The sequence below is a fragment of the Rhodococcus sp. 05-2255-1e genome, assembly GCF_002259025.1.
Classification (GTDB): Bacteria; Actinomycetota; Actinomycetes; order Mycobacteriales; family Mycobacteriaceae; genus Rhodococcoides; species Rhodococcoides fascians.
This window is the reverse complement of record NZ_NOZE01000036.1, coordinates 127,849-143,921: the sequence shown is the minus strand read 5'-3', so window position 1 is coordinate 143,921 and position 16,073 is coordinate 127,849. Positions and strand designations below refer to the sequence as shown.

Sequence of the window (16,073 nt, the reverse complement as noted above, 5' to 3'; positions counted from 1 at the left end):
CGCAACGTAGCCGCTGAGCAGTACCGGTTTGCGACCGAATCTGTCGGTGAGCATGCCGCTGAGCGGGAAGGTCGCACAGGCCAACGCAATTGCGATCGCCGATGTCCAGTAGACCGAGTCCTTGGAGAATCCGAGGTCGTTGATCAGGTACACGCTGAAGTACGTCAGACCGATGTAACCGGATCCGTTCATCGCGATCGCAATTCCGACGACACGTAGCACCGACCACGGCTGCTTCTTCACGACATCGCTGAGCGGGCTTTTCGCAACCTCGTTCTTGGCTGCCATTTCCTCGAACTCGGGGCTGTCTTCGAGCTTCAGCCGCACTCGCAGACAGACCAGAGCGAGGGGAAGTGCAAGCAGAAACGGAATGCGCCAGCCCCACGACGACATCTGGTCGTCGGTGGTGACGAGGGCGACCACACCGACAACGGCTGCGGCGACCGCGAATCCGAGGGTGGAACCGACCGGCGTGAACGACCCGAAGAAGCCGCGACGGTTCGGCGGTGCAGACTCTGCGATATAGGTTGCTGCACCGCCGATTTCACCTCCTGCAGAGAATCCTTGGGCGAGTCGGATGATGACGAGCAGAATCGGTGCCAGCACGCCCACACTCGAGTGTGTGGGCAGCATTCCCAGGACTCCACACGCGATACCCATACAGACCACTGTCACAACCAGAGCCTGCCGACGACCCTTTCTGTCGCCGAGGCGTCCGAAGAAGATTCCACCGAGCGGACGTGCAACGTATGCGACGCCGAATACTGCCAGGGTCGCGAGTATGGATACGCCGGGGCTCGTGGACGGAAAGAACAGTGGCGCAATGACTACGGCGAGAAATCCGTAGACGGCGAAGTCGTAGTACTCGATGAGCGTGCCGACGCCACCGGCGAGCGCGGCACGGCGCGCGGTGGTGGTGTCGGCTTTCGGTGCGCTGGTGACCGCAGAAGGCTGGTCGACGTTCGTCATCGCGCTGTTCCCTGTCCTGTGAGTGGTTGCTTGCTTCGGTGTTCGGCCAGAAGTAGTTCGTACGATCCGCCGGCCTCGATGACTGCGACAGTACGAGGGCTGGGCGCACTACCTACCAGGGATCGCCCATCGGCAGTGGTCAATGCTGCTCGTCGCCAATCGAGTTCGACGGCATCACCGGTGACGACCGCGCCGGAGACATCCGGAATGGTGATGAGGGGTACTCCGTTGAATGTCTCTCCGCGCCAGAATCCCGGCGAGAACGACTCGGCCACGATGGCCTGGATACCGGCGTTGCGCAGAGCCACCATCGGCGGATAGTGCGGGTGGCCGTAGCCGAAGTTCCGGCCGCCGACGATGATGTCGCCCGGCCGAACGCGATCGACGAAACCCGGATCGTATGCGGTCATGCAGACCGACCTCAGATGCTCGGGATCGTACGACTTGATATTCGCAACGCCGACAACGAGATCGATGTCGAAGTCGTCGCCGAAGACCCAGGCAACTCGGCCGGAGATGATGTCGGGCGGGGGTGGGTAGGCGCTCACGAGCCCACCTGCTGGATCGTACCGGCCAACGCGCTGGCGGCGACGGTATACGGAGAACCCATGTAGATGTTGGCGTCGGAGCTACCCATCCGGCCGGAGATGTTGAGCACGCCGGTCGATATGCAATTCTCGCCCGCCGCCAACGGCTTCTGATAGCCGAAACAGAAGTCGCAGCTCGACACTGCAATGTGCGCACCCGCCGCGCGCAATACGTCGAGCAGCCCCTCTCGCTCGGCCTGATCGTGCACCTTCTGCGACGTGGGCACGACATTGAGCTCCACACCGGGAGCCACGGTGCGTCCGTCGAGCACGAGTGCCGCGGCCCGCAGATCCTCGATTCGTCCACTGGCACAGGATCCGATGAACGCCTTGGTGATCGGAGTGCCGGCGAGTTCGGCTGCTGTGTGGGTGTTGGCTGCACGCGCCGAGCCGGGCTGCACGACCTGCGGCACGATCTGGGCGAGGTCGATGGTGTGCCGAGCTGCGTAGGTCGCATCGGAGTCTGGGTAGACCGGTGTGAACGACTGTCGCGCAACATCGTTGGCGTAGTCGAGTGAGGTCTCGTCCGGTTCGAATATCGCGGACACGGCTCCGGTGAACATCGCCATGCCGCACAATCCTTGCCGGTGATCGATCTTCATCGACCGGGCACCGGGGCCACCGAATTCCATCACCTGGTGTGCGCACCCGTCTGCCCCGACGAGGTCGATGATGGTGTGCACCAGATCGCGGCTGTCCACTCCCGGCGCGAATTCTCCGTACAGGTCGAACCGCGTGGTCGCTGGAATGTCCACGTAGAGTTGGCCGGTCACCCATGCCTCGATCAGATCGCGGCGGATACCCCAGCCCAGCGCACCGAACGCCCCGATTCCGCTGATGTGGCCGTCGAAGTGGACGAGGAAGTCACCGGGGATGGCCAGGCCGAGTTCGGCGGTAAGTTGGTGTCCGATGCCGCGGCCCTCGTGCAACTCGATTCCGTAGTACTCGCACCAGTCTCGGGTGACCTGGTGTACTTCTTGTTCCCGGTCGTTGCGCTTGGTCAACATGTGATCGATGAAGACGACGTACCGAGACGGGTCCTCGAGTGAGGTGATACCGAAGTCGTCGCGCATCTGCCGGAACATCACATCGGTGTACCCGGGAAAGTCGTACGCGATCATCCGCGCCGGTCGTACCGCATGGTTCTCACCGGCACGCACTGGGTCACCGCCACAGGTCCTACCGAGGATCTTCTCGACCATCGTGAACGCGGCCGATGTCATCGGTTCGCCTCCGCAGGAAGGTACTTACGCTGCTGCGCTTCGACTTCGGGAAAACCGATGAGGTCCACGAACTCGTGGTGCTGCAGCGCGTCGGCACTGACGTCGGCGGGAGCTTCGCCTGCGGCCAGGCGACGCAGGGTCTCGCGTGCGGCACCGGTTGCGGCCATCAGCACCTGAGTGGGCAGCAGGGCCAGCCGCACTCCGATCTGTGCCAGAACCTCCGGAGTGAACTCCCGTTCGGTCCAGGTCGACGCGGTGAGCGTGGCCATCAGCGGAACCCCGACCGCTCGGTGACAGTTCTCCCACTGCTCGACGGTCTCGAACGTCTTCGTCACCGGCATGATCATGTCGGCTCCGGCGTCGACGTAGGCCTGTGCGCGCATGATCGCCTCGTCGCCACGTGCGTCGGTGCGTGCGATGAGCAGAACGTCGTCCGGCATGGAATCACGCACCGCCCGAACCTTGCCCGACGCCTCCTCGACGGAGATCAAGTCCACCGGCTCGCCGACGCAGATCGGGCATTTCTTCGGCGACAGCTGGTCCTCCATGAACACACCCTGGACGCCGGCCTCGGCGAACCGCGTCGCGGTGCGCGCGGCGTTGACGGCGTTTCCGTAGCCCGTGTCGATGTCCGCGACGAGGGGCAGAGACGATGCCTCGCGAATGGTCCGGACGGCCTGCAGGTTCTCGGTCATGGTGTAGAGCTCGGCGTCGGGCAGTCCGAGTGCAGCCGATACGGCGAAGCCGGACGCGCACAGCGCCGAGAAGCCCGCCTGCTCGGCCAGCTTGGCCGTCAACCCGTCCCAGACGCCGGGCGCATACACCAGGCCTTGTTCGGTCAGGCCTCTCAAAGTCATCGTCACGAGCACTCTCCGTTTCGTATTGCGGAACGCCTTCCGAATTTAGAGTGGCTCGGATCACAAGTCAATACCCGTGGATCGATAGCGCATCGCGCGTCGGTTCGTAGGATGGCGACGACGCTCCACCCGACCGGAAGGAACAACTCGTGGCAGTTCCCACCGAGTCCGACGCCCAGGCCGGCCGCGACATCGTCGGTGCCGTCGTGAAGGCATGCGCTCTGCTCGACCATTTCGACACGACGCATCCCGTGTGGACGCTCAACGACCTGACGACGGCGAGTCGAATGAACAAGACGACCGTGCATCGTCTGATGACGACGTTGATCCATGCCGGCTGGGTGGACAGAACAGCGGAGGGTTCGTACCGGATCGCCATGCCGGTGTTCGAGATCGGATCGTCCGCGTTGACACAGCTCGACATCCGCGGTGCCGCCCAGCCGTACCTGTCCGAGATCGCCGAAAAGTTCGGCGACACCGCCTATCTGATGGTTCCCGCTGACGAGGGCGCGGTGTGCATCGACCGCCACGAGGGCAGCAATCCCCTTGTGGTAGCGGGTATTTCGATTGGATCCGTTCTTCCGTATCACGCCACGGCCGGGCCGATGGCGATGCTCGCATTCTCCGCTCGCATTCGCGACCGCTGGCTCGGCGGAGAGCTTGCTGCATACACGAGCCGAACACTGACGTCACCAGACCAATTGATGGATCATCTCGACCGGATCCGAACGCAGGGATACGCGCTGAGCAACTCCGACTACCTGGCCGGCGTCGCGGCGGTGGGCGCACCGATTCTCGGACGCGACGGGGTGGTCGTCGCGTCGATCAGCGTCGGTGGCCGCGTGGAGACATTCGAGGGCGACGCCTTGACGGACAAGGTGGACACGATTCTCGCGGCGGCGCGAAGCCTTTCACGTGTCGCAGAGGCTCTACCTGCATCGAGTCAGTAGCTACACGAGTATCGACTTCTCTAGATTCGATCCTAGAGAGACGAATACTCAGCTACCGACGCGCTCGATGAGTTTCATGGCGTCGAAGGGTGCGTAGCCCTTGATGTCGTTGTCGAAGTACACGAAGACGTCCCGGCCCGCCGACGTCCACTCGGAGATCTTGGTGGCCCATCGATCGAGAGCGTCGTCGGTGTAGCCGCTGGCGTACAACTCTTCGTCTCCGTGCAGTCGGGCATACATGAAATCCGCTGTGGGGGTGTCGATGTACGGGTACTTTCCGGCGGTGTCGGCAACCACGATCGCAATGTCGTTCTCACGCAACAGTTCCACTGCCTCGTCGGAGGCGAAGCTTGCATGTCTGGCCTCGATACAGTGCCGCAGTGTCCGAGACGTCGCAGCCGGCAACAGCACTCGGTCCTCGGACAATTTGTCGTCCCGCGACTCCGCCAGAGTTACTGCGGCAGAGACAGTTCTGGGCAACAGGGCGCAGAAGTCCGTCATCTTCTGCGCGTCGAACTCGAGATTCGGTGGGAGTTGCCACAAGAAGGGCCCCAGCTTGTCACCGAGGGTGAGGACCCCGGTGGCGAAGAAATTCGCCAATGCCGACTCGACACCGACGAGCCGCTTGATGTGCGTGACGTACCGCCCACCCTTGATGGAGAACACGAAGTCGTCGGGAGTCTCGTCGTGCCACTTGGTGAAGCTCGACGGCTTCTGCATCGCGTAGAACGTGCCGTTGATCTCGATCGACGTCAGGTGCTCGGACGCGTACCCGAGTTCCTTGCGATGCGCGAGACCGCTCGGGTAGAAATCCCCTCGCCACGGCGCGTACGTCCAGCCGGAGATACCGATCAGAACCCGAGGGCGATGCTGCGCGGACATGAGCCGACTGTAGCCGGGCAGCCCTGCGGTTTCCGCGGCTCCGGCGCTGGTATCGGTAACCTCGATGGCATGAAGCGCCCATCGGCATTCGGCTCCCTGGCGCTGACGTGTGTGCTGCTCGCCCTCACCGGTGCCGATGCGGCTGCCGAGCGCCGCGACCAGCCGACGCCTCGCCAGGCGGCTGCGGTACCGGGGATCGGTTTGACGACGGTGCCCGCGGCGATCACCACGTCCATGGTCGCGGGTGTCGCAGACGCGCCGGATCCGCCGACTCACGAGGTCGGTGTCGAGTCGTCGACGACGGAGATGCGAACCTCGGGGTGGGACGAATATCCCTATCTCCGCTACACCGCGACGTTCGCGCCGGGTACGGACACGGCGACGCTGACGTGGTCCGGCAGATCGGTGAACACCAACGATCTGGCGTTGCATGTATGGGACCAGTCGGGCAACACGTGGGGCCCGGCCATTGCCACGGCCGACCCGGTTGCGCCCGGCGGTTCGGTGGAATTGAGTGCCGAGATCTCCACCGACAGAGGCACTGTCGAAGTACTGGTCATCGACAACCCGCGTGCAGATCGTTCTTTCGCCGAAACCAACGCGCGCCCCGACAGCAGCTTCGCCGATCCGAGCACGTACGATTTCGCGCTCCAGCACATCACCGACACGCAGTACATCGCCCGTGACGATCCCGGCGTGTACTCGGAGATGACGCAGTGGACCGCCGACAACGCCGACGAGCTGAAGATCGACTACAGCATGCACACCGGCGACCTGATTCAGAGCTGGATCAGCCCGGGGCGTCCGGATACTCAGGCGCGCACGGAGTTCGAGGCCGCCAGCGAATCGATGCAGATCCTCGAGGATGCGGGCATCGCCCACGGCGTTCTGCCCGGTAACCACGACAACATCTGGAACGTTGCGGGCAAATTGGTCCCCGGGGAGCACGAGAAGAACCACGCGCTCTACAACGAGTACTTCGGCCCTCAGCGTTATCGGGATCAACCCTATTGGGGCGGTTCGTTCACCGACGAGGACAATTCGGCGCACTACGACCTGGTCGACATCGCGGGTGCCAAATTCTTGATGCTGTACATCGGCTACAACCCGCCGGAGAAGGTCATGCAGTGGGCCGAACGAGTTCTCGACGAGAACCCCGACCGCAATGTCGTCATCGGCACGCACTACTACCTCGACGAACTCGGCGAGAAGAAACTGATGGGGTTCGGCGACATCGGGTCCAGCTCCGGCCAACAGATCTGGAATCGACTGGTCGTTCCACACGAGACCGTCTTCCTCGTCCTGTCCGGGCACGTCGACGGCCAGGTCGCGGTCGTCGACGAGCACGTGGGAGAGACCGACCGCACCGTCGTGCAACTGCTGGCCGACTACCAGTACTTCGAGGTCGACGGCGAACGCAGCACCGGCTTCCAACGCCTGCTCCAGTTCGACGTCGACGGTGGCTCGATGGCCGTCACCACCCATTCGCCGTCACTCGACGCGTTCGACGTCGAGAGCTACGACATCAAGAATCGATACGGCCCCGAGGACGGCGAATTCGTCACCGACTTCACACTGCGCGCCGACGTTCCCCGAGCCGTGATCGCAGACTGACTGGCACGGTGCTCGGCATCGGACCATAATCGATTTTCATGCAGTCGGGTGGGCGAGCGTGGGTACTGACGCTGGTCGCCGCCGGTGTCTGGTTCCTCGCCACGCCGCTGAGTCCCGGAGTGCTGAGTCCCGGAATTGTAGGCACCGACGTCCAGCTGCAGGCCCCCGAGGTCACGTCCATCCCCGTCGTCGAGCCGCCCCCGCTCACTCTCGAGGACCTCTCGGCGCGAGTGAACCCCACCGTCGTCACGATCTCCGCCACCGCCGGCTACTCCGGCGTCGCAGGTACCGGCTTCGTCGTTGCCCCGGACGGCCTGGTGCTCACCAACTTCCACGTCGTCGAAAACGCGACCGAGATCAGCGCCGTGCACATGGGCAACGGACTGATCTACGACGCCACCGTGCTCGGTTACGACAAATCTCGTGACCTGGCGGTCATGCAGTTGATTTCCGCGGCCGACCTGCCGGTGGTCGAGTTCGCTCCGGACTCACCTCCCGAGGTGGGGGATGCGGTCACTGCCGTCGGGAATGCTGCTGGCGCAGGTGTTCTGGTGCCCGCCCCGGGTGCGGTGACGGCTCTGGATCAGCAGGTGCGTACCCGTAGTTCGGTGGACGGTTCGCGGAACACTCTGGATCGGATGATTCGAGTCGATGCCGATGTGCGAGCGGGTGATTCGGGTGGCCCACTGTTCGATGCCTGGGGTCGTGTGGTGGGCGTCAATACAGCGGGGCTTTCGGACGAGGCGCGCACCGGCTCCGAGAGCAGGCCCCCGCAGGCACCCGAGGCGTATGCGGTTCCGATCACGGAGGCTGCTGCCGTACTCGATCAGGTCGTCGCGGGGCAGTCCGGCGGGACGGTTCATGTGGGCCCGACCCCGTACTTCGGGGTGTCGGTGCGAGATGTGTCCGTGTTCGACAACAAGCCGGCGATGGGTGCCGAGGTGGTGACGGTGGCTACCGATTCTCCGGCCTCGGCAATCGGACTGTCCGGCGACGATGTGATCGTCGCCTTCGACGGTGCCGGTGTCGGTTCGTCGTCGGATCTGGCCCAGGCCCTCATCGGACGTCACCCCGGTGATGTCGCCGTCGTCGAGTGGGTCGATCCCCGGGGCGTACGACGTTCCGCGACAACAGCTTTGGCGGAAGGGACCCCGGCTGCCTGAGCGGTCGAGTTCAGTCCTGCAGCACCGACAACACGTTGCCCGCCGGATCGGTGAACCAGGCGATGAGCGGTCCGCCGTGCCGGAAGATCCCCTTCTCGTCGGTGCCCATGTCCGGATACTGTTGGAACACCACTCCTTTGGCGATCAAAGCATCCACTGCGACCTCGATGTCAGCCACCGGGAAGTTGAGGATGGTGTACTGCGCCGGCACGTGACCGGGACGAGGATAGATCAGTACCGTCGCCGCTCCGAGGTGGAGTTCGAGCATCCCCATCTCGTTCTCGGTCACCTCGAGACCGAGGGTGTCCGCGTAGAACGCGCGAGCTGCCGGCAGGTCGTCGACGGCAAATCCGGAGAACGGCGCTCGGGCCAGATCGATGGTGGTCATGGACGAATTATCGCGCTCTCCCACGTGCTGTGGGCCGATATCCGAGTAGCGTGGCTCCCGTGACTATTCGCCTCGGTTACCAGATGCCCAACTTCAGCTACGACGGTTCGGTCGCGGAACTCTTTCCCCAGGTCATCGCGCAGGCGCGTGAGGCCGAAGCGGCCGGGTTCGACACTGCGTTCGTGATGGATCACTTCTACCAACTTCCCGGAATCGGAAAGCCTGACGAGCCGATGCTCGAGGCCTACTCCGCCCTGTCGGCGCTCGCGACGGCTACAGACACCATCCAGCTCTCCGCCTTGGTCACCGGGAATACGTATCGCAACCCGGCGATCCTGGCCAAGACCGTCACCACGCTCGACGTCGTCAGCGGCGGCCGGGCCATTCTCGGTATCGGTGCCGGCTGGTACGAACTCGAGCACCAGAGCTTCGGACTCGAATTCGGTACGTTCACCGACCGATTCGAGCGCCTCGACGAGGCCCTGCAGATCATCGAACCCATGCTGCGCGGCCAGCGTCCCACGTTCGACGGCCTCTGGTATCAGGTCGAGAACGCGATGAACGAGCCCCGCATCCGCGATGATCTGCCGATCATGCTCGGCGGTGGCGGCGAGAAGAAGACCTTCGGCTTGGCCGCACAGTTCGCCGATCACCTCAACATCATCTGCGACGCAAACGAACTGCCCCGCAAGATGGCGGCCGTTCAGGCCCGTTGCGAGGAAGTCGACCGCGATCCGAAGGATCTCGAGACGAGCTTCCTCGCCTTCGTCATCATCGACGAGGACGGCGACAAGGCCAAGGAGTTGCAGCGGGAGTTCGTGCTGAAGCAGGGCCTCGATCTGACGAATCTCTCCGAGGAGGACGCAGCGAAGGCCACCGATCGCCACTTCTGCGGAACGCCCGACGATGTCGCCGAGCAGGTGCAGAAGCGCGTCCTCGATCAGGGCATCGACGGCGTCATCATCAACCTGATCACCAACGGACACCAGCCCGGTGCCGTCGAATTGGCGGGCGAGGCTCTGAAGCCACTCGTCTAGATTTTCTCCAGCAGTAGCCGCGGGGGTGCGAGCGGTGGCATAGTTCCCCCGTGGCTCAGCTGAGGATGAACGGGCACCGTGTCTTGGTCGCAGACCTGACCGGTGACTCTCTGCGCGCGATGTCGGGTTCGATGGTTGCCTACGAAGGCGATGTCGCCTTCAAGAGCGCAGGCATGGGCGGTGGCGGCGGTTTTCGCGCCGCGCTCAAACAGAAGGTGACCGGCGAGTCGTTGTCGCTGATGGACGTGTCCGGCAAAGGCACGGTGTACTTCGCGGTCGACGCCCAGGACATCACTCTGGTCGAGGTGCAAGGCGACAACCTGCACGTCGAATCGTCTCAATTACTTGCTCTCACAGGTCAATTGAAGACGGACGTGAAGTTCTCCGGCCTTCGTGGTGCGACGTCGGGGCAGGGACTGTTCACCACCGTCGTCAGCGGCTCCGGGACGGTGGCGCTGCTGTCGAAGGGTGGGCCGATCATCGCGCTCGCCGTCGATCCGCAGTATCCGCTCGTCGTCGACCCCGACGCCTTCGTCGCCCATCGCGGACAGCTCAACCAGAGCTTCGTCACCGACGTCACGTGGCGCTCCGCGATCGGCGGCGGCAGCGGCGAGGCGTTCTCACTCCGCTTCGACGGCCAGGGCGTCGTCTACATCCAACCCGAGGAGCGCTGACGTGCCACTCGAACTCGTCAACAGCAAAGTCGTCAAATCCGTTCTGGCACCGAATCAGAGCGTGCTCGCTCGACGCGGATCGATGCTCTACTACACCGGCGACGTCCGGTTCGTCCCGCATTCCATGGGCGGCGGCGCGGGTGCCATGCCCGGCATGAGCGGCGTCGCGGGGATGGCCGGCCGCATGATGGCAGGCGAGCACGTGGCGATGATGGCCGCCGAGGGTCAGGGCGAGGTCTTCTACGGCCACGCCGGGCTGTACGTCGAAGTGATTCACCTCGACGGCTCGTCCATGCTCACCGTGGAGGCCGACCGACTCCTGGTGCACGACGGCTACCTGCAGAGTTCCATCGTTGCCCTCACCTCCCAGGGCGGCGTCCGCGGAGCAGTGCGCGGTGCCATGACCGGGCAGGGTCTGTTCACGACGCAACTCACCGGGCAGGGCAGCGTCGCGGTCCTGTCGCACGGCGGCGCGACTCCGCTGCAGGTCGGGCCCAACAACCCCATGGTCGTGGTCGATCCGCAGGCGTACGTATGCCACATCGGCAACATCAACGTCGACATCTCCGCCAACGTCGGTTGGCGTGACGCCGTCGGCAAGGGCAGCGGCGAGGCGATTCAGTTGAAGATGACCGGCATGGGCACCGTGTGGGTGCAGGCGTCCGAGCAGAAGTTCTAGGGAGCGGCAATGAGTTTGGAGATTCACACCCCGTACACCCTGCCGGTCAACGACAACGTGCCCGGCAACGATTACGCGTTCTGCGTCGAACTCGCAGGCCAGCCGTGGTTCACGTCGAAGGGCGCGATGATCGCGTACTACGGCAATGTTCGCTTCGAACCGCTCGGGCAGACGTCCATGCCCGCCATCGTGGCGGCGCGGTTCTCGTCGCCGCTGTACTCGAACGACTGGGTGCTGGCGCAGGGGCAAGGCAAGCTGATCCTCGGGGATCGCGGGTTCAACATCAACAGCTACGACCTCGACGACGGCAACCTGACGATCCGAGCCGCGAATCTGCTGGCCTTCGAGCCGACTCTGGACCTCAAGCAGTCCATCGTGCCCGGCTTCCTGACCCTGCTCGGTACCGGCAAGTTCTTGGCCTCGTCCAACGGCACGGTCATGTTCGCCGAGCCGCCACTACGCATCGACCCGGAAGCGCTTGTCGGTTGGGCGGATTGCCCGTCGCCGTCGCATCACTTCGATGCCGCCTGGATGCAGAACTTCCTCGGTGCCGCGCGCGGATTTCTGGGGGCCAACAGCGGCGAAGAGCGTCAGTTCGATTTCACCGGTGCCGGCACGGTGCTGATCCAGTCGAGCGAGAAGGTTCTCAACGACACCCACCTGTTGCGGCACATCGAATCTCAGACGGTCTCGCTCGGCCAGAACTCACTGCGGGCTCTGCACAACACCATCGGGGCCCGACTGCAGCAGTAGCTGCTCGCCCATTCGGAGAAAACGCGCATACTGGAGTTTCACTCAGGAGGTAGCGCCATGGCCAACCAGGGACCCTTCGGATTCGGATCCGACGACTTCGACAAGTTCGCGCGTGAAGCAACCGAGGGCCTGCGCGAGGTGGTCGGCTCGCTGTTCGCCAACACGGGAGCACCCAAGGCCCCGCCCGAGCCGGAAACCACAGGCCAGAAGGGTGACGGCGTCTGGGCGATCTACAGCGTCGACGATGCCGGCTCGGCGCAGGTCGATCAGCTCTACGCCACCGAACTCGATGCGTTGCGGGCACACAAGGACAACACCGACCCGCGTCGACGGGTTCGTTTCTTGCCCTACGGCGTGAGCGTCAGCGTTCTGGAGGACTGAGTCGGTACCTTTGATTCTCGTGACTACACAGCAGGATGCAATCTCGATTCCGTTGGGCCGGCCCGTGTTCGTTCAGGCGCTGAGGTACACCGCACTGTTCGATCAGAAGCCGTTCGCCGAGGCGTTGTTGATCTACACCGACAACGGCGCGTACAAGATCATGTCTCCGGGAGAAGACCATTACGGAAGCTACGTCTCGTACACCGACCCCGCCGAGAGTCCTCGGCACGTGATCTTCCTGTCGTGGCCGTCGGAGGATTGGGGCCGCAACGTCGCCTCGCACACTCTGACGTTCAATCCCGATTCTGCAGCGTTCACGCAGGTACTCGTTCTGCCCGGTAGCCCGGTGCCGCGCTCGCAGTACGGATACGCGGTACCGATCGCCGGTCCGGAGAGTGTGGACATGACTGCTTCCTGGGATCAGGTCCGCGACACGTACGCCGAGACGTTCGAGGAATTGGCGACGCTGGCTACGTAGCCGCGCCGCCGGCATCGACACCGAATGCTTCGATCGCATTCGCGGCCTGGTCGACGCCGCCGTGCGCGCGCACCTCTGCACTGATCTCACGTGCGCGCGGCGCGAGTCCCCGGGCTTGTTCGACGGCGTCGCGCAGTCCTGTCGCCGTCATCCCGTCGAAGTCGACGTGCACTCCCACGCCGAGTTCGGTGAGCATCGCCGCGTTGCCGAATTGGTCGACCGCCTGCGGTAGGGCAACTGTCGGTACGCCGAACCACAGGGCTTCGGTGCACCCACCCATTCCGGCGTGGGTGACGAACACGGTGGCGGCGTCGAGCACCGCGAGCTGCGGAACATGTTTGTGGACTTCAACATTCGTGGGCAGATCCCCAAGTACGGTGGGGTCGACGCGTCGGCCGATGGAGATCACCACGTGCCAGTCCGTGTTCGCGAACGTCTCGATGCACAGCCGGTAGAAGTCGGGGCGTTCGTTGTACCCGGTGCCGAACGATACGTAGAGAACGGGCCCCTCGGGCGCGGACCACGATCGGTCGTGCAGTCGCGCCGGATCGAGACACGGGCCGACGAACTGCACCGAGCTGGGGACTCGATCGGCGTTCGGCTGCATCACTTTCGGGATCAACGACAGGCAGTGCTCCGGGTACGTGATCCAGTCCCACGGGTCGGCGTCGATGTCGTTCTCTCGCAACCAGGTCGCATAGGTATCGCGATACGCAACGCCGGTTGTCGACTCGCGGATAGAGGTCATCCCGTCACCGAGATCCTCGACGTAGCCGTCCCAGGCGACATATGTAGGGGAGAGCTGCACGGCCGTCACGCCGTACCGGACGCCGAGGATCGGGGCGGTCAGGCCGCCGATGTCGTAGAGGATCACATCCGGCTGATCGTCGTCGTAGAACGCGGTGAGCACGGGAAAGGACGCGATCGCTTCGTCGAGGAACACCTGCATCGCCGACGCCGGGTCGTCCGGCCAGGAGCCCTCACCGTCGGGAAGTATCGAGGGGAACGCCACCACCTCGACTCCAGCCGGTTCCACCAAGTGCCGCAACGACTCACCGACGGCATAGGTGACACGATGCCCGCGTCGGACCAATTCGGCGACGACGGCAAGCGAGGGGTAGATGTGACTCGGTGCCGTCGTGCCGATCATCGCGAAGTGCATGCCGCCCACCGTAGGACGCGAAGAGGGTGCGGGGCTACCGGTTTTCGTTGGCGATCAGATCGAGCAGACCGGGGAATCGCTCTTCGAGCTCGTGGCGACGCAGCGTCACTTTGCGACTGTTTCCGCGATCGACCTGGAACACGAGGCCTGCCTCGCGTAGCACTCGAAAATGGTGCGTCAGAGTCGATTTGGTGACACCGAGCTCGAACGACATACACGTCCGCTCGGCTCCGTCGTCGTCGCCGACGAGTTCGGTGACCACCTGGCGACGCAACGGATCGGCCAACGCGGACATCACCGCACCCAGTTGCATTTCCTCGGGCTCGGGATGCCCGTCCTTGTCCGCCATGCGCTCCTCCTACAAGGTACGACTTGCGCCGTACCTTGAAACCTGGTCTAGTACGACAACCATCGTACCTACGGTTCAGGGGGACACATGAAGGCAGTGCTACCGGTCGTACTCGCGGCTCAATTCGTCGTACCGATGTCCATCTCGGGTACTGCACTCGCCCTTCCGGCCATTGCCGGCGACCTCGGCACCGATCCGACGCCTCTGCAGTGGGTCGTCAACGGCTTCAACATTGCGTTCGCGCTGTTCACCGTCGTCTGGGGCGCGGTGTCGGATCGAATCGGTCATCGCACGTCGTTCCGTATCGGGGTGGCGCTGACGGCCGTCGCGAGTGCGGTCAGCGCCGTCGCGCCGTCGTTGTACCTACTCGATGTCGCGCGGGTGTTCGCGGGCATCGGAGCCGCAGCAGTTCTGGTGGGCTCCACTTCCATTCTCTCGCTTCACTTCCACGGCACGGCCAGAGCAACCGCGTTCGCACTGTTCGGCACCGTGAACGGTCTCGGTCTGGCACTCGGGCCCACCATCTCCGGGTTGCTCGTCGCGGCGTTCGAGTGGCGGGGCGTGTTCGCCGCCCAGGCGGCCGTCCTGGCTGCGGCGGCCATCGGAACTGTCGCTCTGCCGGCTCTGCGAACCGAATCGACGGCGCACCGCCTGCTCGATTTCTCGCTACTGCGCAACCGGAGATTCCTGGCCCTGTGCCTCGTTCCGGTGGCCGGGGCCATCGGATTCGTCACGCTGCTCACGTATCTGCCCGCTGCGCTGAGCGCTGTCGCGTCGCTGACGCCGGGGCTTGCCGGAGTGTTCATGCTGGCCATGACCATCCCCGTTCTGCTCGCTCCGCTGACCGTTGCCCGCCTGAGCCGCATGTTCGACGCCATCACCCCCACTCGCGTCGTGCTGGTCAGCCTCGGCTGCCTCGTACTCGGCAATCTGGGCATGCTGGCGCTGCAACCAGGTGTCCCGCTCGGTGCCGTCGTGGTCCCGATGATCGCATTGGGGCTCGGATTCGGACTCCCGATCGGCTTGGTGGACGGCGAGGCACTGGCTGCGGTGCCGCCGCACAGCAGCGGTACCGCGGCGGGCGTGCTGAACCTGTTTCGCATCGGCAGCGAGGCCCTGATGGTGGCCGGATATGCCTGGTTGTTGACCGTCCTGGTCCGCGGCGAGCTACCCGACCGAGCCGACGCCGATGCCGCGGCAGCCGGACGCCCCGGGTTTGCCGACGCCTACGCGCACGCCTACACCGAGGTCGTGTCGATCGTCGTCGTAGCTCTCGTCGTCACCGCGGCGGTGATCTTCTCGCTGTTGCGAACACCACGCCGGGACGTATCGTCGGCCAATGTCCTTTCTGCAACCGGTGACCCTCACTGACGACCTCGTGACCCTCGAGCCGCTGAGCCGCGACCACCTCGAGGGGCTGTGCGATGCCGCCCGCGACGGCGAGCTCTGGAACCTCTGGTACACGAGCGTTCCGAAACCGGAAGACATGGCCGCAGAGATCGATCGCCGGCTCGGACTGCTCGACGCGGGTACCATGCTTCCATTCACATTGCGGCGCAACGACACCGGGCAGATCCTCGGCGCGACGACCTTCTGCAACGTCGACGCGAACAACCGCCGCGTCGAGATCGGGTACACCTGGAATGCACGCTCCGCCCACGGAACCGGTACCAACGCGTCGAGCAAACTGCTGTTGCTGACGCACGCTTTCGAGGAACTCGGTTGTATCGCGGTGGAATTCCGCACCCACTGGATGAACCTCCAATCGCGGACGGCCATCGCGAAACTCGGAGCCAAGCAGGACGGCATTCTGCGCAATCACCAACGCATGGCCGACGGTTCACTGCGCGACACCGTCGTGTTCTCGATCATCGAATCCGAATGGCCCGCCGTGCGCAACGAACTCCGTCGGCGTACCGCACGGTAA

Annotated in this window: 19 protein-coding genes; 11 read left to right on the top strand and 8 right to left on the bottom strand. The window is 64.1% G+C overall.

All coding sequences use genetic code 11. The features are described from left to right. The 4 genes from CH262_RS23145 to CH262_RS23130 all read right to left on the bottom strand — a co-directional run. On the bottom strand, positions 1–969 hold a 969-nt coding region (locus CH262_RS23145), incomplete at its 3' end, for an MFS transporter (RefSeq protein WP_094718515.1). Then, positions 966–1,517, bottom strand: a complete 552-nt coding sequence (locus CH262_RS23140) for a 3-isopropylmalate dehydratase (protein WP_032392540.1) — start codon at positions 1,515–1,517, stop codon at positions 966–968. The genes CH262_RS23145 and CH262_RS23140, both read right to left, overlap by 4 nt. After that, positions 1,514–2,779: a 3-isopropylmalate dehydratase large subunit gene (locus tag CH262_RS23135; protein WP_371828548.1), complete on the bottom strand. Its 1,266-nt coding sequence runs from the start codon at positions 2,777–2,779 to the stop codon at positions 1,514–1,516. The genes CH262_RS23140 and CH262_RS23135 overlap by 4 nt, the downstream gene beginning before the upstream one ends. Beyond that, positions 2,776–3,636, bottom strand: coding sequence for an isocitrate lyase/PEP mutase family protein (locus CH262_RS23130; RefSeq protein WP_027495170.1), 861 nt, complete (start codon positions 3,634–3,636; stop codon positions 2,776–2,778). The genes CH262_RS23135 and CH262_RS23130 overlap by 4 nt, the downstream gene beginning before the upstream one ends. A gap of 149 nt (positions 3,637–3,785) precedes the next feature. Between CH262_RS23130 and CH262_RS23125 the strand changes: the two genes are divergently transcribed. After that, positions 3,786–4,586 carry an IclR family transcriptional regulator gene (locus CH262_RS23125; RefSeq protein ID WP_094718514.1) on the top strand — a complete coding sequence of 267 codons (801 nt, stop codon included), beginning with the start codon at positions 3,786–3,788 and terminating at the stop codon, positions 4,584–4,586. A gap of 48 nt (positions 4,587–4,634) precedes the next feature. Here CH262_RS23125 and CH262_RS23120 read toward each other — a convergent pair whose 3' ends face one another. Next, on the bottom strand, positions 4,635–5,468 hold the full coding sequence (locus tag CH262_RS23120; RefSeq protein ID WP_094718513.1) for a DUF72 domain-containing protein: 834 nt from the start codon (positions 5,466–5,468) through the stop codon (positions 4,635–4,637). A 69-nt stretch (positions 5,469–5,537) separates the two neighbouring features. On the opposite strand from CH262_RS23120, the gene CH262_RS23115 reads away from it, so the two are divergent. Then, positions 5,538–7,082, top strand: coding sequence for a metallophosphoesterase (locus tag CH262_RS23115; protein ID WP_094718512.1), 1,545 nt, complete (start codon positions 5,538–5,540; stop codon positions 7,080–7,082). 38 nt (positions 7,083–7,120) lie between these two features. Beyond that, complete coding sequence (locus tag CH262_RS23110) at positions 7,121–8,245, top strand: S1C family serine protease (RefSeq protein ID WP_094718511.1); 1,125 nt, start codon at positions 7,121–7,123, stop codon at positions 8,243–8,245. 10 nt (positions 8,246–8,255) lie between these two features. Here CH262_RS23110 and CH262_RS23105 read toward each other — a convergent pair whose 3' ends face one another. Further along, positions 8,256–8,633, bottom strand: a complete 378-nt coding sequence (locus CH262_RS23105; protein WP_032385144.1) for a VOC family protein — start codon at positions 8,631–8,633, stop codon at positions 8,256–8,258. 59 nt (positions 8,634–8,692) lie between these two features. Here CH262_RS23105 and CH262_RS23100 point away from each other — a divergent pair, with 59 nt between their 5' ends. The 6 genes from CH262_RS23100 to CH262_RS23075 all read left to right on the top strand — a co-directional run bounded on the left by CH262_RS23100 (position 8,693) and on the right by CH262_RS23075 (position 12,635). Then, positions 8,693–9,670 (top strand): LLM class F420-dependent oxidoreductase, encoded by a 978-nt coding sequence (locus CH262_RS23100; RefSeq protein WP_179275088.1) that lies wholly within the window; start codon positions 8,693–8,695, stop codon positions 9,668–9,670. Between the two features lie 65 nt (positions 9,671–9,735). Then, positions 9,736–10,344, top strand: coding sequence for an AIM24 family protein (locus tag CH262_RS23095; RefSeq protein ID WP_027495163.1), 609 nt, complete (start codon positions 9,736–9,738; stop codon positions 10,342–10,344). Position 10,345: 1 nt separating this feature from the next. Further along, on the top strand, positions 10,346–11,023 hold the full coding sequence (locus CH262_RS23090) for an AIM24 family protein (RefSeq protein ID WP_027495162.1): 678 nt from the start codon (positions 10,346–10,348) through the stop codon (positions 11,021–11,023). A 9-nt stretch (positions 11,024–11,032) separates the two neighbouring features. Beyond that, positions 11,033–11,776 carry an AIM24 family protein gene (locus tag CH262_RS23085; protein ID WP_032367735.1) on the top strand — a complete coding sequence of 248 codons (744 nt, stop codon included), beginning with the start codon at positions 11,033–11,035 and terminating at the stop codon, positions 11,774–11,776. A 57-nt stretch (positions 11,777–11,833) separates the two neighbouring features. Then, positions 11,834–12,157 carry a hypothetical protein gene (locus CH262_RS23080; RefSeq protein WP_027495160.1) on the top strand — a complete coding sequence of 108 codons (324 nt, stop codon included), beginning with the start codon at positions 11,834–11,836 and terminating at the stop codon, positions 12,155–12,157. 19 nt (positions 12,158–12,176) lie between these two features. Further along, the gene (locus CH262_RS23075) at positions 12,177–12,635 is read left to right on the top strand and encodes a hypothetical protein (protein ID WP_094651302.1); all 459 of its coding nucleotides are present in this window, start codon (positions 12,177–12,179) and stop codon (positions 12,633–12,635) included. Here CH262_RS23075 and CH262_RS23070 read toward each other — a convergent pair. Both CH262_RS23070 and CH262_RS23065 read right to left on the bottom strand, forming a co-directional pair. After that, positions 12,628–13,797: a macrolide family glycosyltransferase gene (locus tag CH262_RS23070; protein ID WP_094718521.1), complete on the bottom strand. Its 1,170-nt coding sequence runs from the start codon at positions 13,795–13,797 to the stop codon at positions 12,628–12,630. The two genes, CH262_RS23075 and CH262_RS23070, sit on opposite strands and share 8 nt — an antisense overlap. A 34-nt stretch (positions 13,798–13,831) precedes the next feature. Further along, a complete protein-coding gene (locus CH262_RS23065; protein ID WP_027495157.1) occupies positions 13,832–14,146 on the bottom strand; it encodes an ArsR/SmtB family transcription factor in 315 nt (104 codons plus the stop codon). A gap of 87 nt (positions 14,147–14,233) precedes the next feature. On the opposite strand from CH262_RS23065, the gene CH262_RS23060 reads away from it, so the two are divergent. Next, positions 14,234–15,517: an MFS transporter gene (locus CH262_RS23060; RefSeq protein WP_094718510.1), complete on the top strand. Its 1,284-nt coding sequence runs from the start codon at positions 14,234–14,236 to the stop codon at positions 15,515–15,517. Beyond that, the gene (locus tag CH262_RS23055; RefSeq protein ID WP_032367733.1) at positions 15,486–16,073 is read left to right on the top strand and encodes a GNAT family N-acetyltransferase; all 588 of its coding nucleotides are present in this window, start codon (positions 15,486–15,488) and stop codon (positions 16,071–16,073) included. The genes CH262_RS23060 and CH262_RS23055 overlap by 32 nt, the downstream gene beginning before the upstream one ends.